Raw genomic sequence first — 25,279 nt, 5'->3', positions numbered from 1 at the left:
CAATGAGTCCGTTTCACGGCCACATATTGGCCGTGATTCATCTCCAGTATGCGACTCGCTCCTTCAACTGGGGAGGGTGTCTTGTTTGTAATTAAGAACTACGTGACCACCGGGGGCACGGTCGCCTGCGCCCTTGCGATCGGTTACCTGATGCAGAATGGATCACCTGCGCAGCCGAACGGCACGCAGACCGTTGTCAATGCGACCGCAATGACAGACCAGGCTTCGATCATCGCCGGGCTGGAGGATATTGTTCTGACCTCCTCGTCTCCAGCCACGGACGCGACCCAATCCAGAAAATCCCTGCAACCCAACCGTTCGGCCCCCTCAGAACCGATGGATTGCAATCTAAGCGCGCGGGCGCATGCCGTTCCGGGTGCAGCCGCCGCGCTGACTGTCAGGGCGCCCTGTCACGCCAATCATCGGGTTGACGTGCTGCACAGTGGCCTGGCCGTGACGCAGATGACCGACGAAAACGGGCGGATGGAGCTGACGCTTCCGGCGTTGTCCGAATATGCAATCTTTCTGATCTCGGTCGACGATCAGAATGGTACGGTCGCAACCACGCATGTCCCGGACCTGAACCAATACAACCGGATTGCCCTTCAGTGGTCGGGCGAGACCGATCTGCAAATCCACGCCCTTGAATTTGGGGCAAGCTATGGCGGCGCGGGTCATGTTTCCTCTGATCCGAATGCGCAGGGCGCGGGCAATGTCGTTACTCTTGGCCATTCCGGTCTGGAAAGCGCGCGCAATGTCGAAGTGTATTCCTTTCCAGCCGCTCAGATCAGCCAGTCAGGGTCAATTGCCCTGACGGTCGAAGCCGAAGTGACAGACGCCAACTGCGACCGCGATTTGAGCGTTCAGTCCTTTGAATTGCGCTCGGATCGCCGGCTGACATCGCGCGAGATGACGCTCAACCTGCCGAATTGTACCCAAACGGGTGAGTTTCTTGTGTTGAATAATCTGATCGAAGACCTGACAATCGCCGCAAATTAAACGCAGGCAGGCTCGATCTTCTTATGACCTTTCTTCGTGTGGCGGTCGCTGCACTTATTTCGCTGACGCTATCCAAAAACGTGTCCGCGCAGGATATCACCCTGACATCCCACGACGGTAAGGTTGAGGTTGTCGGCAATCTGCTTGGCTTTGATGGTGAGTTCTATCGGGTGGACACTCCGTTCGGAACGCTGACCGTTGATGGATCAGGCGTCACGTGTGACGGCCCAGCATGCCCCAGCCTGACTGATTTCGTGGCAGAGGTGCGTTTCTCAGGCTCGTCCGTGATGGCTGAAAAAGTTCTGCCGGCACTGATCACAGGTTTCGCCCGGCAAGAGGGGTTGCTGGCCACGTCTCATGATTCCGAGTCTGGCAACCTCGTGATCGAGCTGCAGAAAACGGGTCGGAATGCACCGCTGGGGCGGTTCTTTTTCAGCGCAAACAACACAGGGCAGGGTTTTGTCGATCTGACCAATAACGAGACCGACATCGTGATGGCCCTGCGCGAAATACGCGATGATGAGCAAACCGCGGCAGAGGCGGCCGGTCTGGGCGACCTGACCCATGTGCGCCGGTCGCGTGTCGTGGCATTGGACGCGCTGGTCCCGATCGTTGCAATGGATAATCCCGTGCGGCAGATTTCCCCGACCGATCTGGTTCGGGTCTTTGCAGGAGAGATCGTGAACTGGGCAGATTTGGGGGGTCCGGATGCGCCGATCTCAACCCATTTGCCCAGTGCCGGTTCAGGACTGGCCCAGATTGCCGAGGACCAGTTGTTTGTGCCATCAGACGCAGCCCTGTCAGAAAGCGTGGTTCGCCATATTCACAGCGGTTCGCTTGTGCAAGAGGTGGCAAAAGACCCGTTCGCCGTCGGGTTGGCAAGTCAGGCTGAACTGGACACTGTTCGTGCGCTGCCGTTGACCGGGGGGTGCGGTCATGCGCTTTCTGCCACGCGGCAGACCATCAAGACCGAGGATTATCCCCTTACTTCGCCCATGTTCCTGTATCTGCCCAACCGCCGCCTGCCCCGGATCGCAAGGCAGTTTCTGGCCTATACCCAAAGCGATGCGGCACAGTTACAGATCCGAAACTCTGGTTTTGTCGATCAAGCCCCGGAAATGATGCAGATCGGGTTACAGGGGGATCGGCTGGCAAACGCCATAGCGTCAGGCGGCCCCGAGGTCGGGCTGGACGAATTGCAGCGCATGATCGAAACGCTGCGTCCCCTCTCACGCTTGTCACTGTCCTTTCGGTTCGAGGCGGGATCGTCCCGGCCTGACGCGCAATCGCGGTCCAACATACGGCAACTGGCACAACAGATTGAATCCGGGGCATTCGATGCGCGCAAGCTGACCTTTGTCGGGTTCAGCGATGGCGACGGTCCCGCCGCAGGCAATGCACGTATCGCCCTGCTGCGCGCGAAAACGGTTCGCAATGCAGTGGTGGCAGCCGTCGAGACCACGGTGCCAGACAGCGTCGAACTGAATGTGGATGCATTTGGTGAAGCGATGCCAATGGCTTGCGATGACACGAATTGGGGCCGCAAGGTCAATCGCCGGGTCGAGGTCTGGGTCGAGTGACAGCTACAGATACCCTTCGGAGCGGAAACTCAGCTCATTTGATTTTCCGATGATCAGGTGATCGTGCAGCGTCAGCCCCAAGGCTGTGCAGGCATCCTGAATTCGGTTTGTCATGTCGATGTCCGATTGCGACGGCGTCGGATCACCCGAGGGATGGTTATGCACAAGGATCAGGGCCGAGGCGTTTAGCTCAAGCGCGCGTTTGGCAACCTCGCGCGGGTAGACTGGCACATGGTCCACCGTGCCCTTGGCTTGTTCCTCATCCGCGATCAGCACATTCTTGCGGTCCAGAAAGAACACCCGAAACTGTTCAGTCTCGCGGTGCGCCATGGTTGTGTGGCAATAGTCCAGCAAAGCATCCCAGCCGGAAATCACGTGCCGGTGCATCACCCGCGCCCGTGCCATCCGGTGGGCGCAGGCTTCGAGTATCTTGAGGTCGGTGATCACCGTATCACCCACGCCTTTGATCTGCCGCAGCCGTTCTTCTGGCGCAGTCAGAACGCGGTTGAAATCGCCGAATGTGTCCATGAGGGCACGCGCCAGAGGTTTAACATCCTGCCGAGGGATCGCGCGGAAAAGGACCAGTTCCAGCAACTCGTAATCCGGCATGGCAGCCGAACCGCCAGCCATGAACCGTTCGCGCAGCCGCTTGCGGTGATCCTTGATATAAGACGGCAACTTACCCGTCGGCAAAGGTTGCCCCGGGGCTTCGTCAAAGTCGAACAATGAGGGGGCTTCGGCAAAGGCATCCTGAGTCATACTCAAAGATTGGCTCAGAATCAGTTTCTGAATGGTTAACGCGCCTCGCCCGCCATGCGCGCAGTGGCCCGTCGGACAATCAGGTGCAAAAGGATGGAAAATACCCCCAGCGTCAGCATCGCAGCAAACATCAGATCGGTTTTGGCGCGCCCATTGGCCAACAGCATCAGATAACCCAACCCTTGCGAGGACCCGACCCATTCGCCGATCACCGCCCCGATCGGAGCATAAACGGCCGCCAGCCGCATCCCCGAGGCCAGCGACGGCAGCGCGGCGGGTATACGAATGTGCCACAACACGGCGCGGGGGCTGGCCTGCATGGTGCGCGCAAGGTCCAGATACCCTTGTGGCGTCCGCATCAGCCCGTCAAAGAAGGAGGACGTGATCGGGAAGTAGATGATCAACACGGCCATGGCGACCTTGGACCACAACCCGTATCCCAGCCACAGGGTCAGTAAAGGTGCCAGCGCGAAAACCGGCAAGGCTTGGGTAAAGACCAGCATCGGCTGCACCAACACCCGCGCCGCGCGTGAATTGGCCAGTTGCAAGGCGGTCAGAACTCCCAAAACCGTCCCAAAGGCCAGACCGATCACCACCTCAACCGCCGTAATCCACGTGTGTTCCGCGATGATCCAGCGATTCTGCCACCATGTCTCGGCAACCAAAGCAGGGCCGGGCAGGATGAATTTCGGCAACCCGGTCAGGCTGACGATCACCTGCCAAAGAACCAGCGCAAACACGGTTGCAGCAAGGGCCGACAGGATCTTCATGCAGCCTCTCTCAGCAGTCGCAACAAAGCACCCTGCGTTTCCAGCGTTTCCTGATCATCCACATGGCGCGGCGCAGGCGCGGCAGGGGGATCGCATGAGGTCAGCCCCTGTGGTGTCATCACCACAATGGATTGACCCAGCCGCGCGGCCTCGCCCGGATCGTGGGTCACCAAAAGAACGGTCCTGCCCTTCAGCGCATCGGCGGCAAGGTCCTGCATATCGGCTCGTGTACGCGCATCCAGGGCCGAGAACGGCTCATCCAGCAAAACGATGGGCCGATCCTCCATCAGGGTTCGCGCCAACGCGACCCGCTGGCGTTGCCCGCCGGACAGTTCTGACGGTCTCTTGGCCATGTGATCCTGAAGCCGCATCCGTTCGATCAAACGGTCCCTGCGTTCGATATCGGGTGTCTCACCGCGCAGCCGCGCGCCCAATGATACGTTCTGCGCAACTGTCGCCCACGGCAACAACAGATCGTCCTGCGCCATATACGCGACGCGATCCGCCACGGTCTGACCATCACTTGCGGTAATCCGGCCATCAAAATCCGCACCCGTATCAAGCCCTGCGATCAAGCGCAGGACTGTGGTCTTTCCAACACCCGACCCCCCCAGCAAACAGGTCCACTGTCCCGACCCAAGGGTCAGGCTAAGCGGCGCGAACAGCGTCGCTCCGTCAATGGTGGCCGTGCCGCTTATGGTTAGATCGGGTGCAGGGGTCATGGTGTCAGGCCCATTTGCCAGAAATTGACCTCTAGCTCTGTGGCGGTTCGGAAGGTCTGGCACAGCCTGTCCCACCGTGGCGAGGTTTCAAAATCCGGTCCAATGCGTCGCGTTAGAGCCTGATCCAGCAACGTTCCCACCGCCTTGCATGCGTCTTGGTAGTCTGGGCCTGCATAGGTGTTGATCCAGTCGCGATAGGTCTCGGACGTGGCCTCGATCGCCAGCCGTGCTCCGATCTCGCCATAGCCCATCACGCAGGGCGCTAGGGCCGCTAGCAGATCCAGCAAATCGCCGCTATAGCCCGCCTCGAGCACGAACCGCGTATAGGCCAAATTCTCGGCACGTTCAGGGGTGGCGAACAGTTCCTCGCCCGAGATACCTTCGGCCTCGCATATACCAATATGAAGCTGCATTTCCTCGGCCACCAGCGCGTTCACGGTACCGACTGCAGTCAGCATCTCGGAATGGGTTTCCGATTTTACCACCGCCAAGGCCCAGGCACGAGAAAAGTGGATCAGAAACACATAGTCCTGACGCAGATAGTGCAGGAACGCGTCACGCGGCAGGCTTCCGTCCTTCAGCCCTTCGACAAAAGCGTGGCGGGTATAGTCCCGCCACGGCCCTTGCGCCGCGTCGCGCATCAGCGCGAAGGCCTTGCCGTACTCGCTCATTGTGCCGTCACGTCGATAGTGATGTCGCTGACTGGGTTGATGCTGTCGATCATGCCGCTGTCCTTGAGGAATTCTTCGAACCGGGCATAACGGCCAGCGTCAAAACCCGCTGGACGCAGGGCAAAACGGGGCAGAGTGTCGACCCATGCCCGTGCATTCAGTTCGTCCTGCAGCTCAGGCGACGTGGCGGCGAAAATTTCCCAGCTTTTTTCGGGGTTGTTGACGATGTACTGGGTGGCTTTCTCGGTCGCTGCCAGAAAACGGGCGATCATGTCGGTGTCCATCTTGTCGGGATTGGCGACATAGATCAGTTCATCATAGGGCGGAACGCCTTCTTCCTCGATATAGAAGCAACGGCCTGCGACGCCTTCGATATCCATCTGGTTCAGCTCAAAGTTACGGAACGCACCGATCACCGCGTCGACCTGGCCGGTCATCAGCGACGGCGACAGCGAAAAGTTGACGTTGATCAGCTCGATATCGTCCAGTGCAACACCATGTGCGTTCAGCATCGCAGTCAGGATCGCCTCTTCCACGCCTGCGACCGAGAATCCAACCTTCTTGCCCTTGAGATCGGCAAGCGATTTGATCGGGCCGTCCTCAAGAACCAGCAGGCAGTTCAGCGGCGTCGCAACCAAAGTGCCCACCCGCTTGAGCGGCAGCCCCTCATGGATCTGCAGATGCAGTTGCGGTTGATAAGACACGGCCAATTCCGCCTGACCCGCAGCAACCAGACGCGGGGGCGCAGACGGGTCCGCAGGTGGGACGATCTCGACCTCAAGCCCCTCATCTGCGAAGTAGCCATTTTCCTGAGCGACGATGATAGGACCGTGGTCGGGATTGATGAACCAGTCCAGCAGCACGGTCATCTTGTCCTCGGCCCATGCAGGCGCGGCGGCCAGCAGAGCGATGGCTGTGATCAGCTTTTTCATGTCTCGCGTTTCCTTCTGTTCACGAGGTTGCGGCCGCGACGAGGACAATCTCGCCGGACCAATCCGGTTGTAATTCTTCAGCGGTGCGCCAGGCGCGCAAACCTGTGGCGCAGCACAAAGCCAGTGTTTTCCCTTTGTTAGGCTCCGATTTTAGGGCGTTGAGCGACAGGCGCCGCGCATTCGGATGCACGGGTTTCGGTGCTTCGTCTTCGCCGCGTAGTTCAACGATCAAGTCGTCCTCGGTCAGATCGCCCGGGGAGACAAATCTGAAATGCCGATCGGGCTCGGGCGCATTGTCAAAGCGAAAAGTGGTGCTGCGCAGGGTTCGCGCGTCGAACTGAACCATCTGACCCAAGGGCGAGGGGTCCAGCCCCAATATCAGGTTCAGCGTCATTTGCGCCTGCATCGCACCGATAAATCCAACGACAGGACCCAAGACACCTGCCGTTGCACAGCTTGCCCCACTGTCCGGCACATCCGGGAACACAGCGCGCAGCGACGGGACACCGCCGCAGAACCCACCGACATAACCCGACAGACCCAGAACCGACGCGGTGATCAGTGGTTTTCCCGCGCCAAAACACGTGTCGGACAGGATATAGCTGGCGGCGTAACTGTCAGCACAATCCAGAACCACATCTGCCTGCGCCACCAAGTCGGCTGCGTTTTCGCTTGTTAGGGCCTGTTCACTCGCAATTACGTTGATCTCGCCATTCAACGCGCGGCACCGTTCAGCAGCGACCGCAGCTTTGGGCCGCCCACAATCCGCTTCGGCAAACAACGTCTGGCGGTGCAGGTTTGACAAGGCAACCGTGTCACCATCTACAATCGTGATCTGCCCGATACCGGCACCGGCAAGTAGGGGAAGAACCGGTGCCGCCAGACCTCCGGCGCCAATCACCAGAACCCGAGCGTCGGACAAGCGCGCCTGACCTTCGGCCGCGACTTCGGGCAACAGGGTTTGACGCGCGTAACGGCTCATCGCGTGACCTCGATCCATTGGCGCACGCGGGCTTCGGGGTCGGCGTTTAGGGTGATATCTGTCACGACCGAAACGATATCCGCACCCGCCTGCAATACGCCCAGTGCACGCTCCACACTCATGCCACCGATACCGACTAGGGGAATGTCGCCCACCCGTGCCTTCCACTCTGTTACGCGCGGCAAACCCTGCTGTTCCCATTTCATTTTCTTCAGAATCGTCGGGTAGACAGGACCAAGCGCCACATAATCCGGGTCCATCGCCAGAACACGCTCCAGCTCATCATCGTCATGGGTGGACACGCCCAGCTTCAGCCCAGCCTTACGGATGGATTTTAGATCGGCGTCGTCCAAATCCTCCTGCCCCAGATGGATCCAGTCACACCCCGCATCAATGGCGGCCTGCCAATAGTCGTTCACTACCAGCACCGCGCCGTGTGCTCGACAGAGGTCCAGTGACGCAGAAATCTGTTCCCACACCACCTCATCCGGCTGATCTTTGATCCGCAACTGGACCAGTTTGACGCCCAGCGGCAACATGCGGCGCAACCAGTCGGAGTGATCGAAAATTGGGTAAAACCGGTCCAGCGTCATGACAGAAACGCCTTTCCGATCACTGGGGTCGAAGGCTCAGCCATATCTCGGGCCTCGATCGGATCGGCCTCATGCGCCAGTTGCCCCGCCTCGATCGCCAACATCATGGCTCGCGCCATCGCCGCCGGGTCGCCCGCCCGCGCCACGGCTGTATTGAGAAGCACGGCGTCATACCCCAACTCCATCGCGTGTGCCGCGTGACTTGGCAGGCCGATCCCCGCATCAATCACCAACGGGACATCAGCAAACTCGGCGCGCAGCGCGCGCAGCGCGTATTCGTTGTTCAGCCCGCGCCCCGACCCAATCGGCGCGCCCCAGGGCATCAGCACCTCGCACCCGGCCCCCAACAGGCGTTCTGCCACAACCAGATCGTCAGTGGTGTACGGGAAGACCTGAAACCCATCTCCGGTCAGGATGCGGGCCGCCTCGACCAATTGAAACACATCCGGCTGCAGGCTGTCGGTATGGCCTATCAGTTCAAGTTTGATCCACTTGGTATCAAACACCTCGCGCGCCATATGCGCCGTAGTCACGGCCTCTTTAACGGTATGGCAGCCAGCGGTGTTGGGCAGAACCAAAACGCCAAGGTCGCGGATAATTTGCCAAAACGTCTGCCCGGCACCAGATTCGCGCCGCAAGGACACGGTGGCGACCCCGGCTCTACTTTCCCGAAATGCTTTTTCTAGTATTGCCGGGCTGGGATACAGCGCAGTCCCCAGCATCAATGGATTCGGCAGTTTGGTGCCATAGAACGTCTTCACCTTCAGCCCCCCTGCATCGGCGCAACAACTTCGACCCTGTCGCCGTCAGTCAGTTTATGGGCGACGCGTAGGGTCGACGGTACAAAGTCTTCATTCACCGCCGTCGCGACACGACCGGTAAACCCGCATTCCAGCAACAAGTCCGACAAGGTTTCGGCGCGCACCTCGCGTGGTTCACCGTTAAGCACGATCTTCATCGACCATCTCCGAATGTTTGTTCTCAAGCGCCAGATCAGCCACACCCTGCGCAAGTGCCGGGGCCAACAGGTAACCATGACGATACAGCCCGTTCGCATAAATCGTATGCCCCAGACGCCGAATGCGCGGCAGGTTGTCGGAGAAAGCCGGGCGCAGGTCGACACCGATTTCCAGCACCTCCGCTTCTCCGAAGGCGGGGTTCAGCGCGTATGCGGCGCTTAACAATTCCAACATGGACCGCGCGGTGATACGGCTGCTGTCCTCAGATTCGATCATTGTCGCGCCCAGCATGTAGACGCCATTGCCGCGCGGCACGATGTAAAGCGGCATCCGCGGGTGCAACAGGCGTACGGGCCGAGACAGGGTAACGTCAGGGCACCGGATCACAAGCATCTCACCCTTGACCCCACGAAGGTCATGCAATGTCTCGCGCGCGTGCAAACCCCGACAATCAATGGTGTTTTTCAAACCAGACGGGGCAAGTTTCTGATGAAATACCACACCCTCTGATTGCAACCGCCGATACAGGTCCAGCAGCGCGCGACGCGGATCCAGATGCGCCTCGTTCGAAAAGAACAGGCCCTTAGGAAAACCCGTTAAATCAGGCTCTAATTCGACTATTTCCGGCTGATCGACGTCCTTAAATCCATGCGTCCGACGCGAGAACCGGCGCAGATCAGGCAAATCTCTTGAATTGGCAACAACCAGAGTACCGCGCCGATGTACCACGGTGCGCGTGCCCCACCATTCCAACGCGCCTTGCCCCAGGCGCAGCACTGGTTCCTCGGCATTTTCATACTCGCACCACGGAGCCAACATACCGCCAGCCCACCAGGAACACCCATGCGCACCCGGAGGGCCGCCGGGGTCAAAAACCTGCACCTTCGCGCCACGGGACACAAGCTCGCTGGCGACAGTCAAACCGGCAACACCGGCCCCTATGACCGACCAAAGCGTCATGCCGTCCACACCCGATGAAAGTGATGAACCGGCCCGTGGCCCTGTCCGATATTCAGCTCATCCGCCTTAGCGATTGCCCCCTGAAGATACTCATGCGCCTGCGCGACCGCATCGGGCAGTGCCAGACCTTTGGCCAATCCCGCAGCAATCGAGGATGACAACGTGCAACCGGTGCCGTGCGTGTTGCGGGTCTCAACACGTGGGGCTGTATATTCGCCAACAACGCCCGAAGCGTCCAGCAGTACATCGTGGCAAATATCCCCTACGCCATGACCGCCCTTCATCAATACGGCCTTTGCCCCCAATGCACACAAGGTACGCCCCTGATCCGCCATTTCCGCAGGAGACGTAGCCGCTGCGCTGCCCAACAGACACGCAGCTTCCGGCAAATTGGGCGTCAATACCGAAGCGCGAGGTAAGAGCACATCCCGCAAGGTTTGGACCGCGTCCTGCGCCAACAAGGCATCCCCCGACTTGGCGACCATCACGGGATCCAAAACAATCGGACCTTCAAAAGCTGCGATGCTGTCGGCCACGGTATGGATAATCTCAGGTGTCGCCAACATTCCAATCTTGATGGAACCAACCTTCAGATCAGTCAGAACAGCATCAATCTGCGCGGCGATAACCTCCAGCGGTATTCCATGCACGGCGGTCACCGCACGGGTGTTCTGCGCCGTTACCGCCGTAACAACACTCGCGCCAAACACACCCAGCGCCGACATCGCCTTAAGATCGGCCTGTATTCCGGCGCCGCCGCCGCTGTCCGATCCTGCAATTGTCAATGCAATAGGCGCCATTTGGTTGCTCCGGTTCAGTAGGGACAACGGTGGCGTGGATAACGTCAGTAAACTGTACGACCGTTCCCTCCGCCGGTATTGCCCGGATCAGGTTCGATGGGTTGGCGCATTTGCACCTCTCAGCCCCATGATCAGGGCACCCCAACGGTTGGCGCAGAACATCTCAGGCGCGGTCGGATTAATCAAGAGGATTCTGCGAGGCTCTGCCTCGCGCTCCGGGATATTTCTGGCCAGATGAAGAACGGATCCCCTGCTTCATCTGGCTAAAAATATCCCGGGGGAGTCGCCCGAATGGGCGGCGGGGGCAGAGCCCCCTGACTGAAGGCTTCAGCCCTTCATCCCGTCCCAGAACGATTTCACCGAAGAGAAGAAGCTTTTGGATTCGGGATGATTGTCTTCGCCCAAGTCGTCGAACTCTTTCAAAAGCTCTTTCTGACGGCTGGTCAGGTTCACCGGTGTTTCCACCGCCAATTCGATGAACATATCGCCGACACCGCCACCACGCAGCGCAGGCATACCCTTACTGCGTAGACGCATCTGTCGGCCCGACTGACTTCCAGCCGGAATCTGCACGCGACCACGGCCGCCGTCGATCGTCGGCACCTCGATCGACCCACCAAGCGCGGCCTTTGCCATGCTGACGGGGACGCGGCAATAAAGGTTCACGCTGTCACGTTCGAACAGTTTGTGATCCGAAACCTCGACAAAGATATAGAGATCACCCGGAGGGCCACCACGCATCCCGGCCTCACCCTCGCCTGCCAGACGAATGCGCGTACCGGTTTCAACACCGGCAGGGATGTTCACGGACAATGCGCGCTCTTTTTCGACGCGGCCTGCGCCGCCACAGGATTTACAGGGATTCTTAATGATCTGGCCAAGGCCCGAACAGGTCGGACAAGACCGTTCTACCGTGAAAAAGCCCTGTTGCGCGCGGACCTTGCCCATGCCGGAACATGTGGGGCAGGTTGTAGGCTCGACGCCACTTTCCGCGCCCGAACCGTCACAGGCGGAGCAGGCAACTGCAGCGGGGACGTTGATGGTTTTCTGAAGCCCCGAGAATGCCTCTTCCAGCGTCACGCGCAGGTTGTAGCGTAGGTCTGATCCACGTGCAGCACGACGGCCGCCGCCGGCCCCGCCACGCTGACCACCCATGAAATCACCGAACAGGTCGTCAAATACGTCAGAAAATGCGCTGGAAAAGTCGCCCTGACCAAACCCACCACCGGGACGGCCACCACCACCCATGCCGTTTTCAAACGCGGCATGGCCAAAGCGGTCATAGGCGGCCTTTTTCTCGGCATCGCGCAGAACGTCATAGGCTTCGTTCGCTTCCTTGAACTGCGCCTCGGCATCCGGGTTGTCCTTGTTGCGGTCGGGATGCAATTCCTTGGCTTTCTTGCGAAAGCCTTTCTTGATCTCGTCCGCTGATGCGCCCTTTGATACGCCGAGCACATCATAGTAGTCGCGTTTTGACATCAGTATTTCCTTCTGCCTCAACGTAATCGGGCCGGCCCGACAACCGGACCGGCCCGAATTGGCCCGGTTACCCGTTAGTTACGCTTGTCGTCGTCCAGATCTTCGAACTCGGCGTCGACAATATCATCATCGCCCGGCGCTGCGTCTGCCGCTGCAGGCTCATCCTCACCTTCTTCGGCTTGCGCCTTGTAGATGGCCTCGCCCAGCTTCATGGCCGCTTCGGTGACGTTCTGGATGCCCGACTTGATCTTGTCGGCATTCTCGGTTCCCAGCTCGTCTTTCAGCGCGGCAATCGCCAGCTCGATGGCTTCGATGGTGGTCGGGTCGACCTTGTCGGCATGCTCTTCCATCGACTTCTCGGTCGAATGGATAAGGCTTTCCGCCTGGTTCTTGGCGTCCACCAGCTCGCGGCGTTCCTTGTCGGCCTCGGCATTATCCTCGGCGTCCTTGACCATCTTTTCGATGTCCGCGTCGGACAGACCGCCCGAGGCTTGGATGGTGATCTTCTGCTCTTTGCCGGTGCCTTTGTCCTTGGCCGAAACCGACACAATGCCGTTGGCGTCGATGTCAAAAGTCACCTCGATCTGAGGCATACCGCGCGGTGCGGGCGGGATATCTTCCAAGTTGAACTGACCCAGGATCTTGTTGTCCGCAGCCATTTCACGCTCACCCTGGAACACGCGAATGGTCACGGCGTTCTGGTTGTCCTCGGCGGTCGAAAAGACCTGAGACTTTTTCGTCGGGATGGTCGTGTTGCGGTCGATCAGACGGGTGAACACGCCACCCAGCGTTTCAATACCCAGCGACAGTGGGGTAACGTCCAGCAGAACCACGTCTTTAACGTCGCCCTGCAGAACACCGGCCTGAATGGCGGCGCCCATGGCAACCACTTCGTCCGGGTTTACGCCTTTGTGCGGCTCTTTACCGAAGAATTTGGTGACCTCTTCGATCACTTTCGGCATCCGGGTCATACCACCGACCAGAACAACCTCATCCACGTCGCCAGCCGACAGACCCGCATCTTTCAGTGCAGCCGCGCAAGGCTTCATCGACTTCTTGATCAGATCGCCCACCAGCGATTCCAGCTTGGCACGGGTCAGTTTCATGACCATGTGCAGCGGCTGGCCGTTGGCGCCCATCGAGATGAACGGCTGGTTGATCTCGGTCTGCGAGGTCGAGGACAGTTCGATCTTGGCTTTCTCAGCGGCTTCTTTCAGACGCTGCAGGGCCATTTTGTCGCTGGACAGATCGACACCGTGTTCCTTTTTGAACTCATCCGCCAGGTAATTGACGATGCGCATGTCAAAGTCTTCACCACCCAGGAAGGTGTCACCATTGGTCGATTTGACCTCGAACAGGCCGTCGTCGATTTCCAGGATGGTCACGTCGAAGGTACCACCACCAAGGTCATAGACCGCAATGGTTTGGGTTTCTTCTTTATCCAAACCATAGGCCAGCGCGGCAGCCGTCGGTTCGTTGATGATCCGCAGCACTTCCAGACCAGCGATTTTACCAGCGTCTTTGGTAGCCTGACGCTGTGCGTCGTTGAAATAGGCTGGAACGGTGATAACCGCCTGCGTGACTTCCTCACCCAGATAGCTTTCGGCGGTTTCCTTCATCTTGCCCAGAGTGAAGGCCGAGATTTGGCTTGGGGAGTACTTTTCACCACGGGCTTCAACCCATGCGTCGCCATTGCCGCCATTGACGATGGCATAAGGCACCATTTTCTTGTCTTTTTCGACTTCTGCATCATCCACACGACGGCCGATCAGACGCTTGACGCCAAAGATCGTGTTGTCGGGGTTGGTGACCGCCTGACGTTTTGCAGGCTGACCGACCAGTCGCTCATCTTCGGTGAAGGCGACGATCGAGGGCGTGGTCCGCGCCCCTTCGGCGTTTTCGATGACCTTCGGCTGCGAGCCGTCCATGATGGCCACGCACGAGTTGGTGGTTCCGAGGTCAATCCCGATTACTTTACTCATATGTTCAATCCCTTTCTCTTCAAGGCGATGTCCGAGGTCCGGACCCGTTATGGCACCCGCCCCCGATCTGATTTGCGCAATAGCCCTACACCATCACGCGTCCCGGCGTATATAAGGGCGGGACCAAAAGCCTGCAAGCGGTGTAAATCGCAGGTTTTCGGGATTCTGTGGCCTTTTTTCGCAAGGTTTTGGCAAGGATTGAGGATTCTGCGATGGCGCGGCTGATTTTGCGCGATTTCGACATCAGAAAAGCCTATCTGGACAGCACTGAACAAACAGGGCTGGTCGAGGTACTGCGCCCGATTCTGAAGTCCGCGCCTTTGTTCCGGCCTGTTACGCCCTCGGGCAAGGAAATGTCCGTTAGCATGACCTCGGCCGGATCGTTGGGTTGGGTGACAGATCGCGCGGGCTACAGGTATCAGTCGCAGCATCCCAAAGGGGTCAGTTGGCCGTCAATCCCCGAACCCATTCTTGCAGTCTGGCGCGATCTGGCCAGCGCGGAACGTGACCCGGATTGCTGCCTGATCAACTATTACGGCGAAAATGCCCGAATGGGGCTGCATCAGGACAAGGACGAAGCAGATTTTTCCTGGCCGGTTCTCTCAATTTCGCTTGGCGATGACGCCTTGTTCCGCATTGGCAACAGCGCCCGAGGCGGCAAGACCGAGTCGATCTGGCTGAACTCGGGCGATGTCGTGATTATGGGTGGCCCTGCGCGCCTGACCTATCACGGCGTGGATCGCATCCGTTTCGGGTCATCCAAGCTGTTGCCGAAAGGCGGAAGGATCAACCTGACCCTGCGCGTAGCCAGTTAGCGGCGCGCGTTCCAGCTCTGCGAGATTTGCTGGCGCGTGTAGAAAATTCCCAACAGACCAATCAGCAACAGCGTCAAGCCAACCCAGATTGGATATTCCCAGTTGGTGTTGCGCGGAAAATAGTTCCGAAACACAAATCCGCGGCACTGGTCGATGATATGAAACAACGGGTTCCACGCAAACATCGTCAACATGAAACCGCCCAGCGCGTTTGCCACGAACATCTTTCCCGAAAAGACCATGTTCAATCTGCGATAAATCGTGCTCAGAATCGTCGAAGTCGTTGGAAACCACGGCTTCAGGGCCATGAACACCACACCTACAGCGCACCCCGTGAACCAAGCCAATATCAGCATGTAGAACGCACCGCCTGGATCTTGAACTTCCAACGGGGCAACGACGACTATGTAACCGAACAGGATCACGAAAATGGATACCAACTGCGTATAAAGCGTTCCAAACGCGGCAGCCAACAGAACCACCATCATGTTCATCGGCGAATGCAGCATCATCGGGTTGTCGCCGGTACCAACACCGGACACTGCACCAACCGCTTTGACATGTGTGAGGAACAGAAAGATACCCGACAGCAGAAACAAAATGAACTCACCCCGAACCTTCGCAACGCGGGTCCCAAGAAAGGACATTATCAGGTAAAAGACAGTGAGCAGTGCCAGAACCTGAATGACATTCTTCACAATTGCGATAATTGCGTTGGAATGACCCGCGCGGATGTTGCGCACGACGGCGTGAAACACCAGTTCAGCCGTTGTGAACGCGCCACCCAAAAGGGTCTGATTTCGCTTAAAATAAAACACGCGTGCGTCGTTTCCTGCCCAATCGCCTGTAAACTGTCACGAAATTCTTGCCGATCCGTAACTGGCACATCATAAGGCCGACAGAATATTCAATCAACAAATCACAGGAACGGAGCATTTTTGTGACGTACGACGCCCTTATCCCCGTCATCCGCCGATTGGCTTTGGAAGCTGGCGACAAGATCATGGAAATCTATAATTCGGATGATTTCGACGTGAAGGTCAAATCCGACTCCAGCCCAGTGACCGAAGCTGATGAGGCCGCAGACGCCCTGATCTCGGCGGGTTTGCGCGACGCTTTCCCGAATATTCTGCTGGTGACCGAGGAACAGGCAGACTCGCACTCGGAAAAAGGCGACACGTTCCTGATCGTCGACCCACTGGACGGGACCAAGGAATTCATCAACCGCCGCGGCGATTTCACCGTGAACATCGCACTTGTTGAAAATGGCACGCCGACCCGAGGTGTGGTCTATGCCCCTGCCAAAGGACGCATGTTTTACACGCAACCCGACGGACAATCGGTTGAGGAAACCGGCGCGCTCGATAAGGACAATATCGGCGAAACGACCTCGATCTCAGTCTCTAAACCGGACAATTCCGCACTTTTGATCGTGGCTTCGAAATCACACCGGGATCAGGCGACCGAGGATTACATCAATAAGTATCAGGTGCAGGACAGCAAAAGCGCCGGCTCATCGCTGAAATTTTGTCTGGTGGCAACGGGTGAGGCCGATCTGTACCCCCGCGTCGGCCGCACGATGGAGTGGGACACAGCCGCAGGTCACGCCATTCTGGCAGGCGCTGGCGGTAATGTGGTTCGCTTTGACGACCATACACCTCTGACCTATGGCAAGGACGGCTATGCAAACCCGTTCTTCATCGCCTACGCTCCGGGTGTTGACCTGAAGGAAGCCTGATGTCCGTTCTGATCGCCATTCCCGCCCGCTATGCCTCGACCCGCTATCCGGGCAAACCCCTGGTTCCCCTGACCGGAGCAAGTGGCAAAGCAATGACCCTGATTGAACGGTCATGGCGCGCGGCCTGTTCCGTATCCGGTGTGGACAAGGTGGTTGTCGCCACCGATGACGACCGCATCCGTGACGCGGCCGAAGAATTCGGGGCCGAAGTTGTCATGACCTCGGAATCTTGTGGAAATGGCACCGAACGCTGTGCAGAAACCCACGCCAATCTGGGCATGGGCTATGACATCGTGGTCAACCTACAGGGCGACGCACCGCTGACCCCGCATTGGTTCGTCGAAGACCTGATCGCAGGGCTGCGCGACGCACCAGATGCAGGCGTCGCCACACCGGTTCTGCGCTGCGACGGTGATGCGCTGAACAGCCTTCTGAACGATCGCAAGCACGGGCGCGTCGGCGGCACGACCGCCGTCTTCGCCGCAGATCACAGCGCCATGTATTTTTCGAAAGAAGTGGTTCCCTATACCGCCCAGACCTATGCATCGGCGGACGACACCCCAGTTTTTCACCACGTCGGCGTTTATGCCTATCGTCCTGATGCTCTGGCTGCTTACCCCACATGGCCCGTTGGCCCGCTGGAACAGTTGGAAGGTCTGGAACAACTGCGCTTCATGGAAAACGGGCGCAAGGTTCTTTGCGTCGAGGTTGAAGCCAAGGGTCGTCAGTTCTGGGAACTGAACAACCCGCAGGACGTGCCGAAACTGGAACAAATGATGGCCGCCATGGGGCTGGACTGACCGCGGTGCATATCAGAAATAATCGGCCTTTCTGGGCGGCAAGACAAATTGGACTTTTGAATGACTAATATTCTTGTGACCGGCGGTGCCGGCTACATCGGGTCGCATGCCTGCAAAGCGTTGTCGCAAGCAGGATACACGCCTGTGACCTTTGACAACCTGATTACCGGTTGGCAGGACGCTGTGAAATTCGGCCCCTTTGAACAGGGCGACCTATTGGACCGCGCCCGGCTAGACGAGGTTTTCGCCAAATACCAGCCCGCCGCCGTGATGCATTTCGCGGCCCTCAGCCAGGTGGGTGAGGCGATGTCGGAACCGGGCAAATACTGGACCAACAATGTCACCGGATCGCTGTCTCTGATCGAGGCCGCCGTTGCCGCCGGGTGCCTGAACTTCGTGTTCTCATCGACCTGCGCCACTTATGGCGAACACGACAATGTCGTGCTGGACGAAAACACGCCGCAGGAACCGCTTAACGCATATGGTGCATCCAAACGGGCGATCGAAGATATTCTGCGCGACTTTCAGGCAGCGCATGGTCTGAACCACGTGATTTTCCGGTATTTCAACGTGGCGGGCGCAGACCCTGACGGTGAAGTGGGCGAATTCCACCGCCCTGAAACTCATCTGATCCCGCTGATGCTGGATGCCATCGACGGCAAGCGCGACGGCCTGACGGTGTTTGGCACCGACTATGACACACCGGACGGAACCTGCATCCGCGACTATGTCCATGTCTGCGATCTGGTCGATGCGCATGTTCTGGGTCTGAACTGGCTGGAACAGGACAAGGGCAGCCGCGTGTTCAACCTTGGGACAGGCAGCGGATTTTCCGTGATGGAGGTTATCGGACATTCCAAGTCCGTAACCAATCGCGACGTGCCCTATTCCATCGGACCGCGCCGGGCCGGGGACTGCACCAAGCTGGTCTCAGGGTCGGTGCGCGCCGGTGACGAACTAGGCTGGGCGCCGAATAGATCTACGTTAGAGGCGATGATTGCCGACGCGTGGCGCTGGCATCAAAACGGCCATTACGAGAAATGAGCCCCCTGTGACCGGTACCGAGGATATTCTGCCGCCCCTTTCATGGGTGCAGAAGTACCGGCTGCGCATGAAACGACGGCGGCTGTTGTGGAGATCATTTCGCAGCCGCCGCCAGTTGACTCCGCTATTGGATCGAACCCGCGCGATCAAACCGGGCGACATTCTGGCCTTTACGACCCTTCGGAGCGAAATTACCCGCCTGCCCTGGTTTCTGCGGCACTATCGGGCCTTGGGTGTGGATCACTTTCTGATTGTGGATAACGGCAGCGAGGACGGGTCGGTCGTGTTTCTTTATGACCAGCCGGACGTGTCGCTGTGGCAGACGCATGCCAGCTATCGCGATGCGCGGTACGGGCTGGACTGGCTGACCTGGTTACAGATGCGGCATGGGCACGAGCACTGGACGCTAATGGTGGATGCCGATGAGCTGCTGATCTACCCAGAGCATGATACGCAATCCCTTCATGATCTGACGTCCCTTCTGGACCAACAGGGTCGCGACGCGTTTGGCGCGCTGATGCTGGACCTTTATCCCAAGGACCAGCTGGGGGTTCAGGGCTATGAACCCGACACTGACCCAACTGCAGTTCTGAGCTGGTTTGACCCCGGTCCTTACCGCGCAAAACGGCAATCTCCCTTGGGAAATCTATGGGTACAGGGCGGCGCGCGCGAACGAATGTTCTTTGCCGACACGCCGCGGCAGTCCCCGACGTTGAACAAGCTTCCTCTGGTTCGGTGGTCCCGGCGGTATGCTTACGTAAATTCGTGCCATTCGGCCTTACCGCGAAAATTGAACGCGGCCTATGACGGCCCAGATGACAGCAGACCGTCGGGCGTATTACTGCACACCAAGTTTCTGCCCGAGGTGATCGAGAAATCGAAGGTCGAAAAAACCCGGCGGCAGCATTTCCATAACCCCGATCAGTTCGCGGACTATTATGACGGGATAATTAATCGCCCCTTAATGTGGACACCTCAGTCAGAGCGTTACACAGGCTGGAGGCAACTGCAGCAGCTTGGGCTGATGGGCAATATTGATTGAAAATTCGGCCTCTTCGGCTAACGGCTTGTAAATGCGTTGCCTCGATAGATGGAAAAGTGGCATAACCCGATAATGACCCGGCACCACTTTGGCTGATCCAGGCCCCGGGTATGCTCGCGTAAATCAAAAGGTAGGGCAGTCACGTGAGCCTGTTGGATTCTTACCGAATGAGATTGCGGCGCAAGCGCCGTATTTTGCGCTGCCTTAGAAAACGGCGTGATCTTACGGCCGTTTCGACGAAAACACAGAATATCAAACGGCGTAATGTCCTGTTGGTGAGCGTCGTGCGAAACGAAAAAATTCGCCTGCCATTTTTTCTGGAATATTACCGCCGTCTGGGGGTCAATCACTTTTTGTTCGTCGACAATGACAGTGATGACGGAACCGGCGCATTTCTAGCCGATCAACCGGATGTTTCAGTCTGGCGGGCTGATGCAAGCTATAAGCGGGCTACGTTCGGCATCGACTGGTCGAATTACCTGCTGCGCAAATACGCGCATGGTCATTGGGTTCTGACAGTCGACCCGGATGAGTTCTTTATTTACCCGTTCTGCGACACCCGCCCGGTGCGGGCATTGACCGATTGGCTGGACGGATGCGCCGTACGCAGTTTTGGCACGATGCTGATCGACATGTACCCGCGTGGCCCTGTTGAAGCCGAACCCTACACTGAGGGTCAGGACCCGTTCGAAATCGCCCGCTGGTTCGACTCGGGCAACTACATGATCACAAAGAACCACGACTACGGAAACCTGTGGATTCAGGGCGGCCCACGCGCGCGGGTGTTTTTCCGGGACAACCCATCCAAAGCCCCCGCGCTGAACAAGATACCGCTGGTCAAGTGGGACCGGCGCTATGTTTATGTCAGTTCGACCCACTCTCTGCTGCCGCGCGGCCTGAACCAAGTTTATGACGAATGGGGCGGCGAAAAGACCAGCGGGGCGCTGCTGCATGCCAAGCTGATCGACACTTTGGGAGATAAGGCCCGCGAAGAAATGGAGCGCGGCCAACACTATCGAAGATCGGGGGAATACCGCGCCTATGCCCAAGGGTTGGACGACCAGCCCGTCTTTTGGTGCGACTGGTCCGAGAAATACATCAACTGGCGGCAGCTCGAAATTCTGGGGCTCATGTCCAAAGGAAACTGGGCATGAGCAAACTTGGCATCGTCATGCTAGTTCATTCTGCGCTGCACCGGGTCGAGCAGGTTGCGCGCCATTGGGCCACCGCCGGGTGTCCTGTTGTCATTCACGTCGATCAAAAAGTCTCGGACAAGGCATATTCCGATCTGGCCGCATCCTGTGCGGACACGCCGCTGATCCGATTTTCCGAGCGACACACGTGCCAGTGGGGTGGGTGGAGCATCGTGGCAGCCTCGCAATCCGCGGCCGAACTGATGCTGGACGCGTTCCCGGATGTTCACCACGTTTACTTGTCGTCGGGTGCCTGCCTTCCACTGCGTCCCGTTTCCGAACTTGTCGACTATCTTGCGGAACGTCCACGCGTGGATTTCATCGAAAGCGCAACCACTGCCGATGTTAGCTGGACCATCGGAGGGCTGGATCAGGAAAGGTTCACGCTGAGGTTTCCGTTCTCGTGGCGCAAGCACCGCAAGCTGTTCGATCTGTACGTCCGGCTGCAACGAGCGCTTGGGATGCGGCGCCGCATCCCCAAAGGATTGGTGCCACACATGGGCAGCCAATGGTGGTGCCTGACCCGTCAGACGCTGTCCGCCATTTTGCAGGACCCCAAGCGCAAGGTGTATGATCGGTATTTTCGCCGGGTCTGGATACCCGACGAAAGCTATTTTCAGACATTGGCGCGCCTTTATTCGATCCAAATCGAAAGTCGGTCACTCACCCTGTCTAAATTCGACTATCAGGGGCGTCCGCATATATTCTACGACGACCACCTGCAGCTTTTGCGCAGGTCTGATTGTTTTGTGGCCCGTAAGGTCTGGCGCGACGCGGATCGACTGTATCAGTCCTTTCTCGCCGATCAGGCTGGCACAATGAAACCGGCAGAACCCAATCCGGGGAAGATCGACCGCGTATTCTCGAAGGCGGTCGAACGCCGCACACGGGGACGGGACGGGCTGTATATGCAAAGCCGCTTTCCCCGTCATGGCAGCGAGAATGGCCTGACCTGTTTCCCATATTCCGTCTTTCAGGGCTTTGCTGAACTGTTCGAGGATTTTGAGCCTTGGCTGACTGAAACAACAGGCGGGCGCGTGCACGGCCACCTTTTCGCACCCAGCCGGGCAGAGTTCTCGGGCGGAGAAACCATCATAAACGGCGCATTGAGCGATTGTGCGAAATTGCGGGACTATAACCCGACCGCCTTTCTATCCAACCTTGTCTGGAATACCCGAGGCGAGCGGCAGTGTTTTCAGTTCGGGCCCCGTGATACACAAAAGATCAACTGGTTTCTGGCGCGTGACAAGAATGCCCAAGTCTCGGTGATCACCGGCGCATGGGCCATCCCGCTGTTTCGGTCCAACCTGAATTTTTCGGATATTCGCAACGAGGCCGCCCGGCTTCAGCAGATCGAAACCAAACAGCTTGAGGTTTTGAACTCGGTCTGGACTAAGGCACGGGTTCGAACGTGGTCTCTTGCGGAATTTGTTGAAACACCGATGGAACCGCTTCAGGCGGTGGTCGGGGAAATAGGCATTCAAAACCAAAGCCATCTCACACAGACCCCGACCATGGTTGACCTTTCGGGATTTGGCCAATTCCTGCAAAACCTCAAGAACCAGGGGATGCATCCCTACATGATGGGCGACTTTCCGTCAGACGACGTGTTCGGAAAACAGGTCAGGCCATATCCAAAACCTTATTTGGTGCGATAACCGGATATGAGCCAAAAATTCGACTATTTCGTTATTCTTGCCGCCATGCGCACGGGCTCGAACCTGCTGGAGGCCAACCTGAACGCATTGGACGGGGTCACCAGCCACGGCGAGGCGTTCAACCCGCATTTCATAGGGCGATTGAAAACCGAAGAACTGCTGGGCATTTCGATTGAGCAGCGGGACCAGAATCCGACCGACCTGCTGGACGCGATCCGCGAGGCGCCAGGCGAGCTGAATGGATTCCGCTTTTTTGATGGCCACGATCCACGCGTGTTAGAGCCTGTTCTAAGCGATCCCCGCTGCGCCAAGATTATCCTGACGCGAAACCCATTGGACAGTTTCGTGTCACTACAAATTGCGCGGGAAACCAAACAATGGCAGCTAAAAAACGTAAAACGCAGGCGTGAGGCCCGCATCGAATTTAAAGTGGTCGAATTTCAGAAATACCTGGACCAACAGCAGAACTTCCAACTTTTGCTGCTTCATCACCTGCAAGACTCGGGTCAGACCCCATTCTACATCGCGTATGACGATTTAAATCGGCTGGAATCGCTGAATGGTCTGGCAGAATGGCTGGGTGTTGCCGGGCGACTTACGGAACTTGATGACACGCTGAAACCTCAAAACCCCGAGGCGACCCTGTCCAAGGTCACAAACCCGGATCAGCTTGAGCGTGACTTGTCCCAAGTCGACAGGTTCAATCTGTATCGCACCCCCAATTTTGAACCCCAGCGTGGTCCGGCAGTAGCCAACTACGTGGCCGCGCCGAACACACCACTGATGTACCTGCCTGTGCGCGGAGGGGTTGAAGCACAGGTTTCGCAATGGCTGGCTGATCTGGATGGGGTGGAAATGGATGCCCTGATCACCAACCAGAACCGAAAGCAGGCACGGACGTGGATGGTTTCCCATCCCGGTCACCGGAAGTTCACCGTGCTGCGCCATCCGTTGGCCCGTGCGCATTCCGTTTTTTGTTCTAAAATCCTAAGCACCGGACCGGGTTCTTATCTGAAGATCCGAAATATGCTGCGCAATCGGTTCAAAATTCCCATTCCAGGCCAATTGCGCAAAGACAACTACCCTATCGACCAACACCTAGAGGCATTTTCCGCTTTCTTGCAGTTTCTGCGCCAGAACCTTGCGGGCCAGACGCCGGTTCGCGTTGACGGAATGTGGTGCAGTCAGGCGCAAGTGTTGGAAGGAATGGCGTCATTTGCCCTGCCCGATGTGATCCTGAGGGAAGAAGAACTGGCATCAGCCCTTCCCAATCTGGCCCGGTCGCTGGGGTACGAAACCCCGCCGGTGCCAACAATAACCGACCCTGACAGCCCTTACACGCTGGGCGAGATCTACGACGAAGCGCTCGAAACGCTGGCGGCAGATGCCTACCAGCGCGACTATATGCAATTCGGATTTGGTGCGTGGAAACCTGTTAAGGGCGCAGAGTGATCAGCGTACCGCGGTTCACCATTGCGTAGATTTCTTCAATCTCTTCATTCTTGACCGCAATGCATCCGGCCGTCCAATCCGGCGTCTTTTTCGCGCGTTTGCGTTCAGATCGCTTGTTGGGCTGGCCGTGGATAAAGATATCGCCACCGGGATCAACGCCTGCTGCCTTTGCCTGTGCAACGTCATCCGAGTTTGGGTAAGAAATCCCAAGGGACAGATGATAACTGCTGTTGGGATTGCGGCGGTCGATCAGGTACGTGCCTTCGGGCGTGCGACCATCACCGCGTTTGGTCTTGGTCCCCGCGGGCGCAAAACCCAGATCCACCTTGTATTCTTTTAGAACGTGTTCGTTGTGCAGAAGATACATCTTCCGCGCACTTTTGTTGATGACCAAAGATGTCACTTCGGGTCCATCATATGTCAGAAATCTGGGGTTTGCCGAGGCGCAGGCCGAAAGGCCCAGCGTTGCCATAGCACCCAATCCAAATGCTCGACGATCCATGTTTCACTGCCTGCCGTTTTGTTTTTTTCAGGATTATGCCAGAAATCCGAAAAACTGAAATCACTTTTTGATGTTCGACTGCTCAATTAAGCGACGTTCGATGGATTCAAGGCGCTCTAGCACCTCATCGCGGTAGGCATCGGTCTTTACCTCATCCTCGGCGTGGTGGGCATCTTGCATCGAGTTCACGATCAAACCCACCAGCAAGTTCACAACGGCAAAGGTCGTGACCATGATGAATGGCACAAAGAAAATCCACGCATAGGGATAAACCTGCATAACCGGGCGCACGATGCCCATCGACCAGCTTTCCAGCGTCATGATCTGGAATAGCGTGTAGGCTGACAGGCCAAGATCGCCGAACCAGTCCGGGAAAGACTCCGAGAACAGCTTGGTCGAAATCACCGCGCCAATATAAAACAGGATCGCCATCAGAAGGAACACACTGGCCATGCCCGGCAAGGCTGAAATGAACCCTTCGACCACCCGGCGCAAACGGGGCGCAACCGAAATCACGCGCAGCACCCTGAGAATACGCAGCGCCCGCAAAACCGACAGGCTGCCCGCACTGGGCACAAGGGCGATGCCCACAATCAGGAAATCAAAGTTGTTCCACCCGTTCTTGAAAAAATTCCGCCCCGTGGCAATCAGCTTCATCGAGATTTCGGCAACAAAGATGGCCAGACATAGCTGATCCAATGTCACGATCACCGGGCCTGCCAGCTCCATTAAGGTCGGAGATGTCTCCATCCCCAGCAGGACCGCATTGAACAGGATGACTCCGGTGATGAAATGGCCAAAAGCCGGGGCGTCGATGATTGTCTGCAGGCGTTGGGTGATCCCCATT

The 25,279-nt window shown here is 57.7% G+C and carries 26 protein-coding genes and 1 riboswitch; of the genes, 10 read left to right on the top strand and 16 right to left on the bottom strand.

Going from position 1 to position 25,279, the window contains the following annotated elements:
- Positions 1-81 precede the first annotated feature (81 nt).
- On the top strand, positions 82-999 hold the full coding sequence (locus GOX73_RS06375) for a hypothetical protein (protein WP_171134826.1): 918 nt from the start codon (positions 82-84) through the stop codon (positions 997-999).
- A 23-nt stretch (positions 1,000-1,022) separates the two neighbouring features.
- On the top strand, positions 1,023-2,579 hold the full coding sequence (locus tag GOX73_RS06370; RefSeq protein ID WP_171123879.1) for a phosphate ABC transporter substrate-binding/OmpA family protein: 1,557 nt from the start codon (positions 1,023-1,025) through the stop codon (positions 2,577-2,579).
- Between the two features lie 3 nt (positions 2,580-2,582).
- Here the strand turns inward: GOX73_RS06370 and radC are convergent, their stop codons facing one another.
- The 13 genes from radC to dnaK form a co-directional block, all read right to left on the bottom strand.
- A complete protein-coding gene (radC, locus tag GOX73_RS06365; RefSeq protein ID WP_171124657.1) occupies positions 2,583-3,338 on the bottom strand; it encodes a DNA repair protein RadC in 756 nt (251 codons plus the stop codon).
- A gap of 35 nt (positions 3,339-3,373) precedes the next feature.
- The gene (locus GOX73_RS06360; protein ID WP_171123877.1) at positions 3,374-4,108 is read right to left on the bottom strand and encodes an ABC transporter permease; all 735 of its coding nucleotides are present in this window, start codon (positions 4,106-4,108) and stop codon (positions 3,374-3,376) included.
- Complete coding sequence (locus GOX73_RS06355; protein WP_171123875.1) at positions 4,105-4,830, bottom strand: ABC transporter ATP-binding protein; 726 nt, start codon at positions 4,828-4,830, stop codon at positions 4,105-4,107. Before GOX73_RS06355 ends, GOX73_RS06360 begins: the two co-directional genes overlap by 4 nt.
- The gene (tenA, locus tag GOX73_RS06350; RefSeq protein WP_171123872.1) at positions 4,827-5,501 is read right to left on the bottom strand and encodes a thiaminase II; all 675 of its coding nucleotides are present in this window, start codon (positions 5,499-5,501) and stop codon (positions 4,827-4,829) included. The genes GOX73_RS06355 and tenA overlap by 4 nt, the downstream gene beginning before the upstream one ends.
- The gene (locus GOX73_RS06345; protein WP_171123870.1) at positions 5,498-6,433 is read right to left on the bottom strand and encodes an ABC transporter substrate-binding protein; all 936 of its coding nucleotides are present in this window, start codon (positions 6,431-6,433) and stop codon (positions 5,498-5,500) included. Before GOX73_RS06345 ends, tenA begins: the two co-directional genes overlap by 4 nt.
- A gap of 19 nt (positions 6,434-6,452) precedes the next feature.
- Positions 6,453-7,415, bottom strand: coding sequence for a HesA/MoeB/ThiF family protein (locus tag GOX73_RS06340; protein ID WP_171123868.1), 963 nt, complete (start codon positions 7,413-7,415; stop codon positions 6,453-6,455).
- On the bottom strand, positions 7,412-8,008 hold the full coding sequence (locus GOX73_RS06335; protein WP_171123866.1) for a thiamine phosphate synthase: 597 nt from the start codon (positions 8,006-8,008) through the stop codon (positions 7,412-7,414). Before GOX73_RS06335 ends, GOX73_RS06340 begins: the two co-directional genes overlap by 4 nt.
- Positions 8,005-8,769 (bottom strand): thiazole synthase, encoded by a 765-nt coding sequence (locus tag GOX73_RS06330; protein ID WP_171123864.1) that lies wholly within the window; start codon positions 8,767-8,769, stop codon positions 8,005-8,007. Before GOX73_RS06330 ends, GOX73_RS06335 begins: the two co-directional genes overlap by 4 nt.
- Before the next feature lie 2 nt (positions 8,770-8,771).
- Positions 8,772-8,966 carry a sulfur carrier protein ThiS gene (gene thiS / locus GOX73_RS06325; RefSeq protein WP_171123862.1) on the bottom strand — a complete coding sequence of 65 codons (195 nt, stop codon included), beginning with the start codon at positions 8,964-8,966 and terminating at the stop codon, positions 8,772-8,774.
- Positions 8,950-9,927: an FAD-dependent oxidoreductase gene (locus tag GOX73_RS06320; RefSeq protein ID WP_171123860.1), complete on the bottom strand. Its 978-nt coding sequence runs from the start codon at positions 9,925-9,927 to the stop codon at positions 8,950-8,952. Before GOX73_RS06320 ends, thiS begins: the two co-directional genes overlap by 17 nt.
- Positions 9,924-10,727, bottom strand: coding sequence for a bifunctional hydroxymethylpyrimidine kinase/phosphomethylpyrimidine kinase (gene thiD / locus GOX73_RS06315; RefSeq protein ID WP_171123858.1), 804 nt, complete (start codon positions 10,725-10,727; stop codon positions 9,924-9,926). Before thiD ends, GOX73_RS06320 begins: the two co-directional genes overlap by 4 nt.
- A 47-nt stretch (positions 10,728-10,774) precedes the next feature.
- Positions 10,775-10,881: riboswitch (TPP riboswitch) on the bottom strand.
- Positions 10,882-11,054: 173 nt separating this feature from the next.
- A complete protein-coding gene (gene dnaJ / locus GOX73_RS06310; protein WP_171123856.1) occupies positions 11,055-12,206 on the bottom strand; it encodes a molecular chaperone DnaJ in 1,152 nt (383 codons plus the stop codon).
- 74 nt (positions 12,207-12,280) lie between these two features.
- Complete coding sequence (gene dnaK, locus GOX73_RS06305; RefSeq protein WP_171123854.1) at positions 12,281-14,188, bottom strand: molecular chaperone DnaK; 1,908 nt, start codon at positions 14,186-14,188, stop codon at positions 12,281-12,283.
- Between the two features lie 212 nt (positions 14,189-14,400).
- On the opposite strand from dnaK, the gene GOX73_RS06300 reads away from it, so the two are divergent.
- Positions 14,401-15,003, top strand: a complete 603-nt coding sequence (locus tag GOX73_RS06300) for an alpha-ketoglutarate-dependent dioxygenase AlkB (RefSeq protein ID WP_171134825.1) — start codon at positions 14,401-14,403, stop codon at positions 15,001-15,003.
- Here the strand turns inward: GOX73_RS06300 and GOX73_RS06295 are convergent.
- Complete coding sequence (locus GOX73_RS06295) at positions 15,000-15,821, bottom strand: ABC transporter permease (RefSeq protein WP_171123850.1); 822 nt, start codon at positions 15,819-15,821, stop codon at positions 15,000-15,002. The genes GOX73_RS06300 and GOX73_RS06295 overlap by 4 nt on opposite strands.
- 122 nt (positions 15,822-15,943) lie before the next feature.
- On the opposite strand from GOX73_RS06295, the gene cysQ reads away from it, so the two are divergent.
- The 7 genes from cysQ to GOX73_RS06260 all read left to right on the top strand — a co-directional run bounded on the left by cysQ (position 15,944) and on the right by GOX73_RS06260 (position 23,930).
- A complete protein-coding gene (gene cysQ, locus GOX73_RS06290) occupies positions 15,944-16,741 on the top strand; it encodes a 3'(2'),5'-bisphosphate nucleotidase CysQ (RefSeq protein WP_171123848.1) in 798 nt (265 codons plus the stop codon).
- The gene (locus tag GOX73_RS06285; RefSeq protein WP_171123846.1) at positions 16,741-17,541 is read left to right on the top strand and encodes a manno-octulosonate cytidylyltransferase; all 801 of its coding nucleotides are present in this window, start codon (positions 16,741-16,743) and stop codon (positions 17,539-17,541) included. The genes cysQ and GOX73_RS06285 overlap by 1 nt, the downstream gene beginning before the upstream one ends.
- A 60-nt stretch (positions 17,542-17,601) precedes the next feature.
- Positions 17,602-18,585: a UDP-glucose 4-epimerase GalE gene (gene galE, locus GOX73_RS06280; protein WP_171123844.1), complete on the top strand. Its 984-nt coding sequence runs from the start codon at positions 17,602-17,604 to the stop codon at positions 18,583-18,585.
- A 67-nt stretch (positions 18,586-18,652) separates the two neighbouring features.
- Positions 18,653-19,627 carry a glycosyltransferase family 2 protein gene (locus tag GOX73_RS06275; protein WP_171124655.1) on the top strand — a complete coding sequence of 325 codons (975 nt, stop codon included), beginning with the start codon at positions 18,653-18,655 and terminating at the stop codon, positions 19,625-19,627.
- A 167-nt stretch (positions 19,628-19,794) separates the two neighbouring features.
- A complete protein-coding gene (locus tag GOX73_RS06270) occupies positions 19,795-20,781 on the top strand; it encodes a glycosyltransferase family 2 protein (RefSeq protein WP_171124653.1) in 987 nt (328 codons plus the stop codon).
- Complete coding sequence (locus GOX73_RS06265; protein WP_171123842.1) at positions 20,778-22,478, top strand: beta-1,6-N-acetylglucosaminyltransferase; 1,701 nt, start codon at positions 20,778-20,780, stop codon at positions 22,476-22,478. Before GOX73_RS06270 ends, GOX73_RS06265 begins: the two co-directional genes overlap by 4 nt.
- A 6-nt stretch (positions 22,479-22,484) precedes the next feature.
- On the top strand, positions 22,485-23,930 hold the full coding sequence (locus tag GOX73_RS06260; protein ID WP_171123840.1) for a sulfotransferase family 2 domain-containing protein: 1,446 nt from the start codon (positions 22,485-22,487) through the stop codon (positions 23,928-23,930).
- Here GOX73_RS06260 and GOX73_RS06255 read toward each other — a convergent pair.
- Together GOX73_RS06255 and GOX73_RS06250 are read right to left on the bottom strand one after the other, a co-directional pair.
- Entirely contained in the window at positions 23,914-24,432 is a 519-nt protein-coding gene (locus GOX73_RS06255) for a murein L,D-transpeptidase family protein (RefSeq protein ID WP_171123838.1), read from the bottom strand. The two genes, GOX73_RS06260 and GOX73_RS06255, sit on opposite strands and share 17 nt — an antisense overlap.
- 60 nt (positions 24,433-24,492) lie before the next feature.
- The gene (locus tag GOX73_RS06250) at positions 24,493-25,278 is read right to left on the bottom strand and encodes an ion transporter (protein WP_171123835.1); all 786 of its coding nucleotides are present in this window, start codon (positions 25,276-25,278) and stop codon (positions 24,493-24,495) included.
- Position 25,279 lies beyond the last annotated feature (1 nt).

It is taken from the genome of Ruegeria sp. HKCCD7221 (genome assembly GCF_013031225.1).
Lineage (GTDB): Bacteria > Pseudomonadota > Alphaproteobacteria > Rhodobacterales > Rhodobacteraceae > Ruegeria.
The sequence above is the reverse complement of the archived record's forward strand: the minus strand, read 5'-3'. Positions and strand labels throughout refer to the sequence as shown.

What these genes read in the sequence shown, in the direction of transcription:
- GOX73_RS06370 (WP_171123879.1), top strand. Translation starts at nt 1,023, where the DNA reads ATGACCTTTCTTCGTGTGGCGGTCGCTGCACTTATTTCGCTGACGCTA.
- radC (WP_171124657.1), bottom strand. Translation starts at nt 3,338, where the DNA reads ATGACTCAGGATGCCTTTGCCGAAGCCCCCTCATTGTTCGACTTTGAC.
- GOX73_RS06360 (WP_171123877.1), bottom strand. Translation starts at nt 4,108, where the DNA reads ATGAAGATCCTGTCGGCCCTTGCTGCAACCGTGTTTGCGCTGGTTCTT.
- GOX73_RS06355 (WP_171123875.1), bottom strand. Translation starts at nt 4,830, where the DNA reads ATGACCCCTGCACCCGATCTAACCATAAGCGGCACGGCCACCATTGAC.
- tenA (WP_171123872.1), bottom strand. Translation starts at nt 5,501, where the DNA reads ATGAGCGAGTACGGCAAGGCCTTCGCGCTGATGCGCGACGCGGCGCAA.
- GOX73_RS06345 (WP_171123870.1), bottom strand. Translation starts at nt 6,433, where the DNA reads ATGAAAAAGCTGATCACAGCCATCGCTCTGCTGGCCGCCGCGCCTGCA.
- GOX73_RS06340 (WP_171123868.1), bottom strand. Translation starts at nt 7,415, where the DNA reads ATGAGCCGTTACGCGCGTCAAACCCTGTTGCCCGAAGTCGCGGCCGAA.
- GOX73_RS06335 (WP_171123866.1), bottom strand. Translation starts at nt 8,008, where the DNA reads ATGACGCTGGACCGGTTTTACCCAATTTTCGATCACTCCGACTGGTTG.
- thiS (WP_171123862.1), bottom strand. Translation starts at nt 8,966, where the DNA reads ATGAAGATCGTGCTTAACGGTGAACCACGCGAGGTGCGCGCCGAAACC.
- GOX73_RS06320 (WP_171123860.1), bottom strand. Translation starts at nt 9,927, where the DNA reads ATGACGCTTTGGTCGGTCATAGGGGCCGGTGTTGCCGGTTTGACTGTC.
- thiD (WP_171123858.1), bottom strand. Translation starts at nt 10,727, where the DNA reads ATGGCGCCTATTGCATTGACAATTGCAGGATCGGACAGCGGCGGCGGC.
- dnaJ (WP_171123856.1), bottom strand. Translation starts at nt 12,206, where the DNA reads ATGTCAAAACGCGACTACTATGATGTGCTCGGCGTATCAAAGGGCGCA.
- dnaK (WP_171123854.1), bottom strand. Translation starts at nt 14,188, where the DNA reads ATGAGTAAAGTAATCGGGATTGACCTCGGAACCACCAACTCGTGCGTG.
- GOX73_RS06300 (WP_171134825.1), top strand. Translation starts at nt 14,401, where the DNA reads ATGGCGCGGCTGATTTTGCGCGATTTCGACATCAGAAAAGCCTATCTG.
- GOX73_RS06285 (WP_171123846.1), top strand. Translation starts at nt 16,741, where the DNA reads ATGTCCGTTCTGATCGCCATTCCCGCCCGCTATGCCTCGACCCGCTAT.
- galE (WP_171123844.1), top strand. Translation starts at nt 17,602, where the DNA reads ATGACTAATATTCTTGTGACCGGCGGTGCCGGCTACATCGGGTCGCAT.
- GOX73_RS06275 (WP_171124655.1), top strand. Translation starts at nt 18,653, where the DNA reads ATGAAACGACGGCGGCTGTTGTGGAGATCATTTCGCAGCCGCCGCCAG.
- GOX73_RS06270 (WP_171124653.1), top strand. Translation starts at nt 19,795, where the DNA reads ATGAGATTGCGGCGCAAGCGCCGTATTTTGCGCTGCCTTAGAAAACGG.
- GOX73_RS06265 (WP_171123842.1), top strand. Translation starts at nt 20,778, where the DNA reads ATGAGCAAACTTGGCATCGTCATGCTAGTTCATTCTGCGCTGCACCGG.
- GOX73_RS06260 (WP_171123840.1), top strand. Translation starts at nt 22,485, where the DNA reads ATGAGCCAAAAATTCGACTATTTCGTTATTCTTGCCGCCATGCGCACG.
- GOX73_RS06255 (WP_171123838.1), bottom strand. Translation starts at nt 24,432, where the DNA reads ATGGATCGTCGAGCATTTGGATTGGGTGCTATGGCAACGCTGGGCCTT.
- GOX73_RS06250 (WP_171123835.1), bottom strand. Translation starts at nt 25,278, where the DNA reads ATGGGGATCACCCAACGCCTGCAGACAATCATCGACGCCCCGGCTTTT.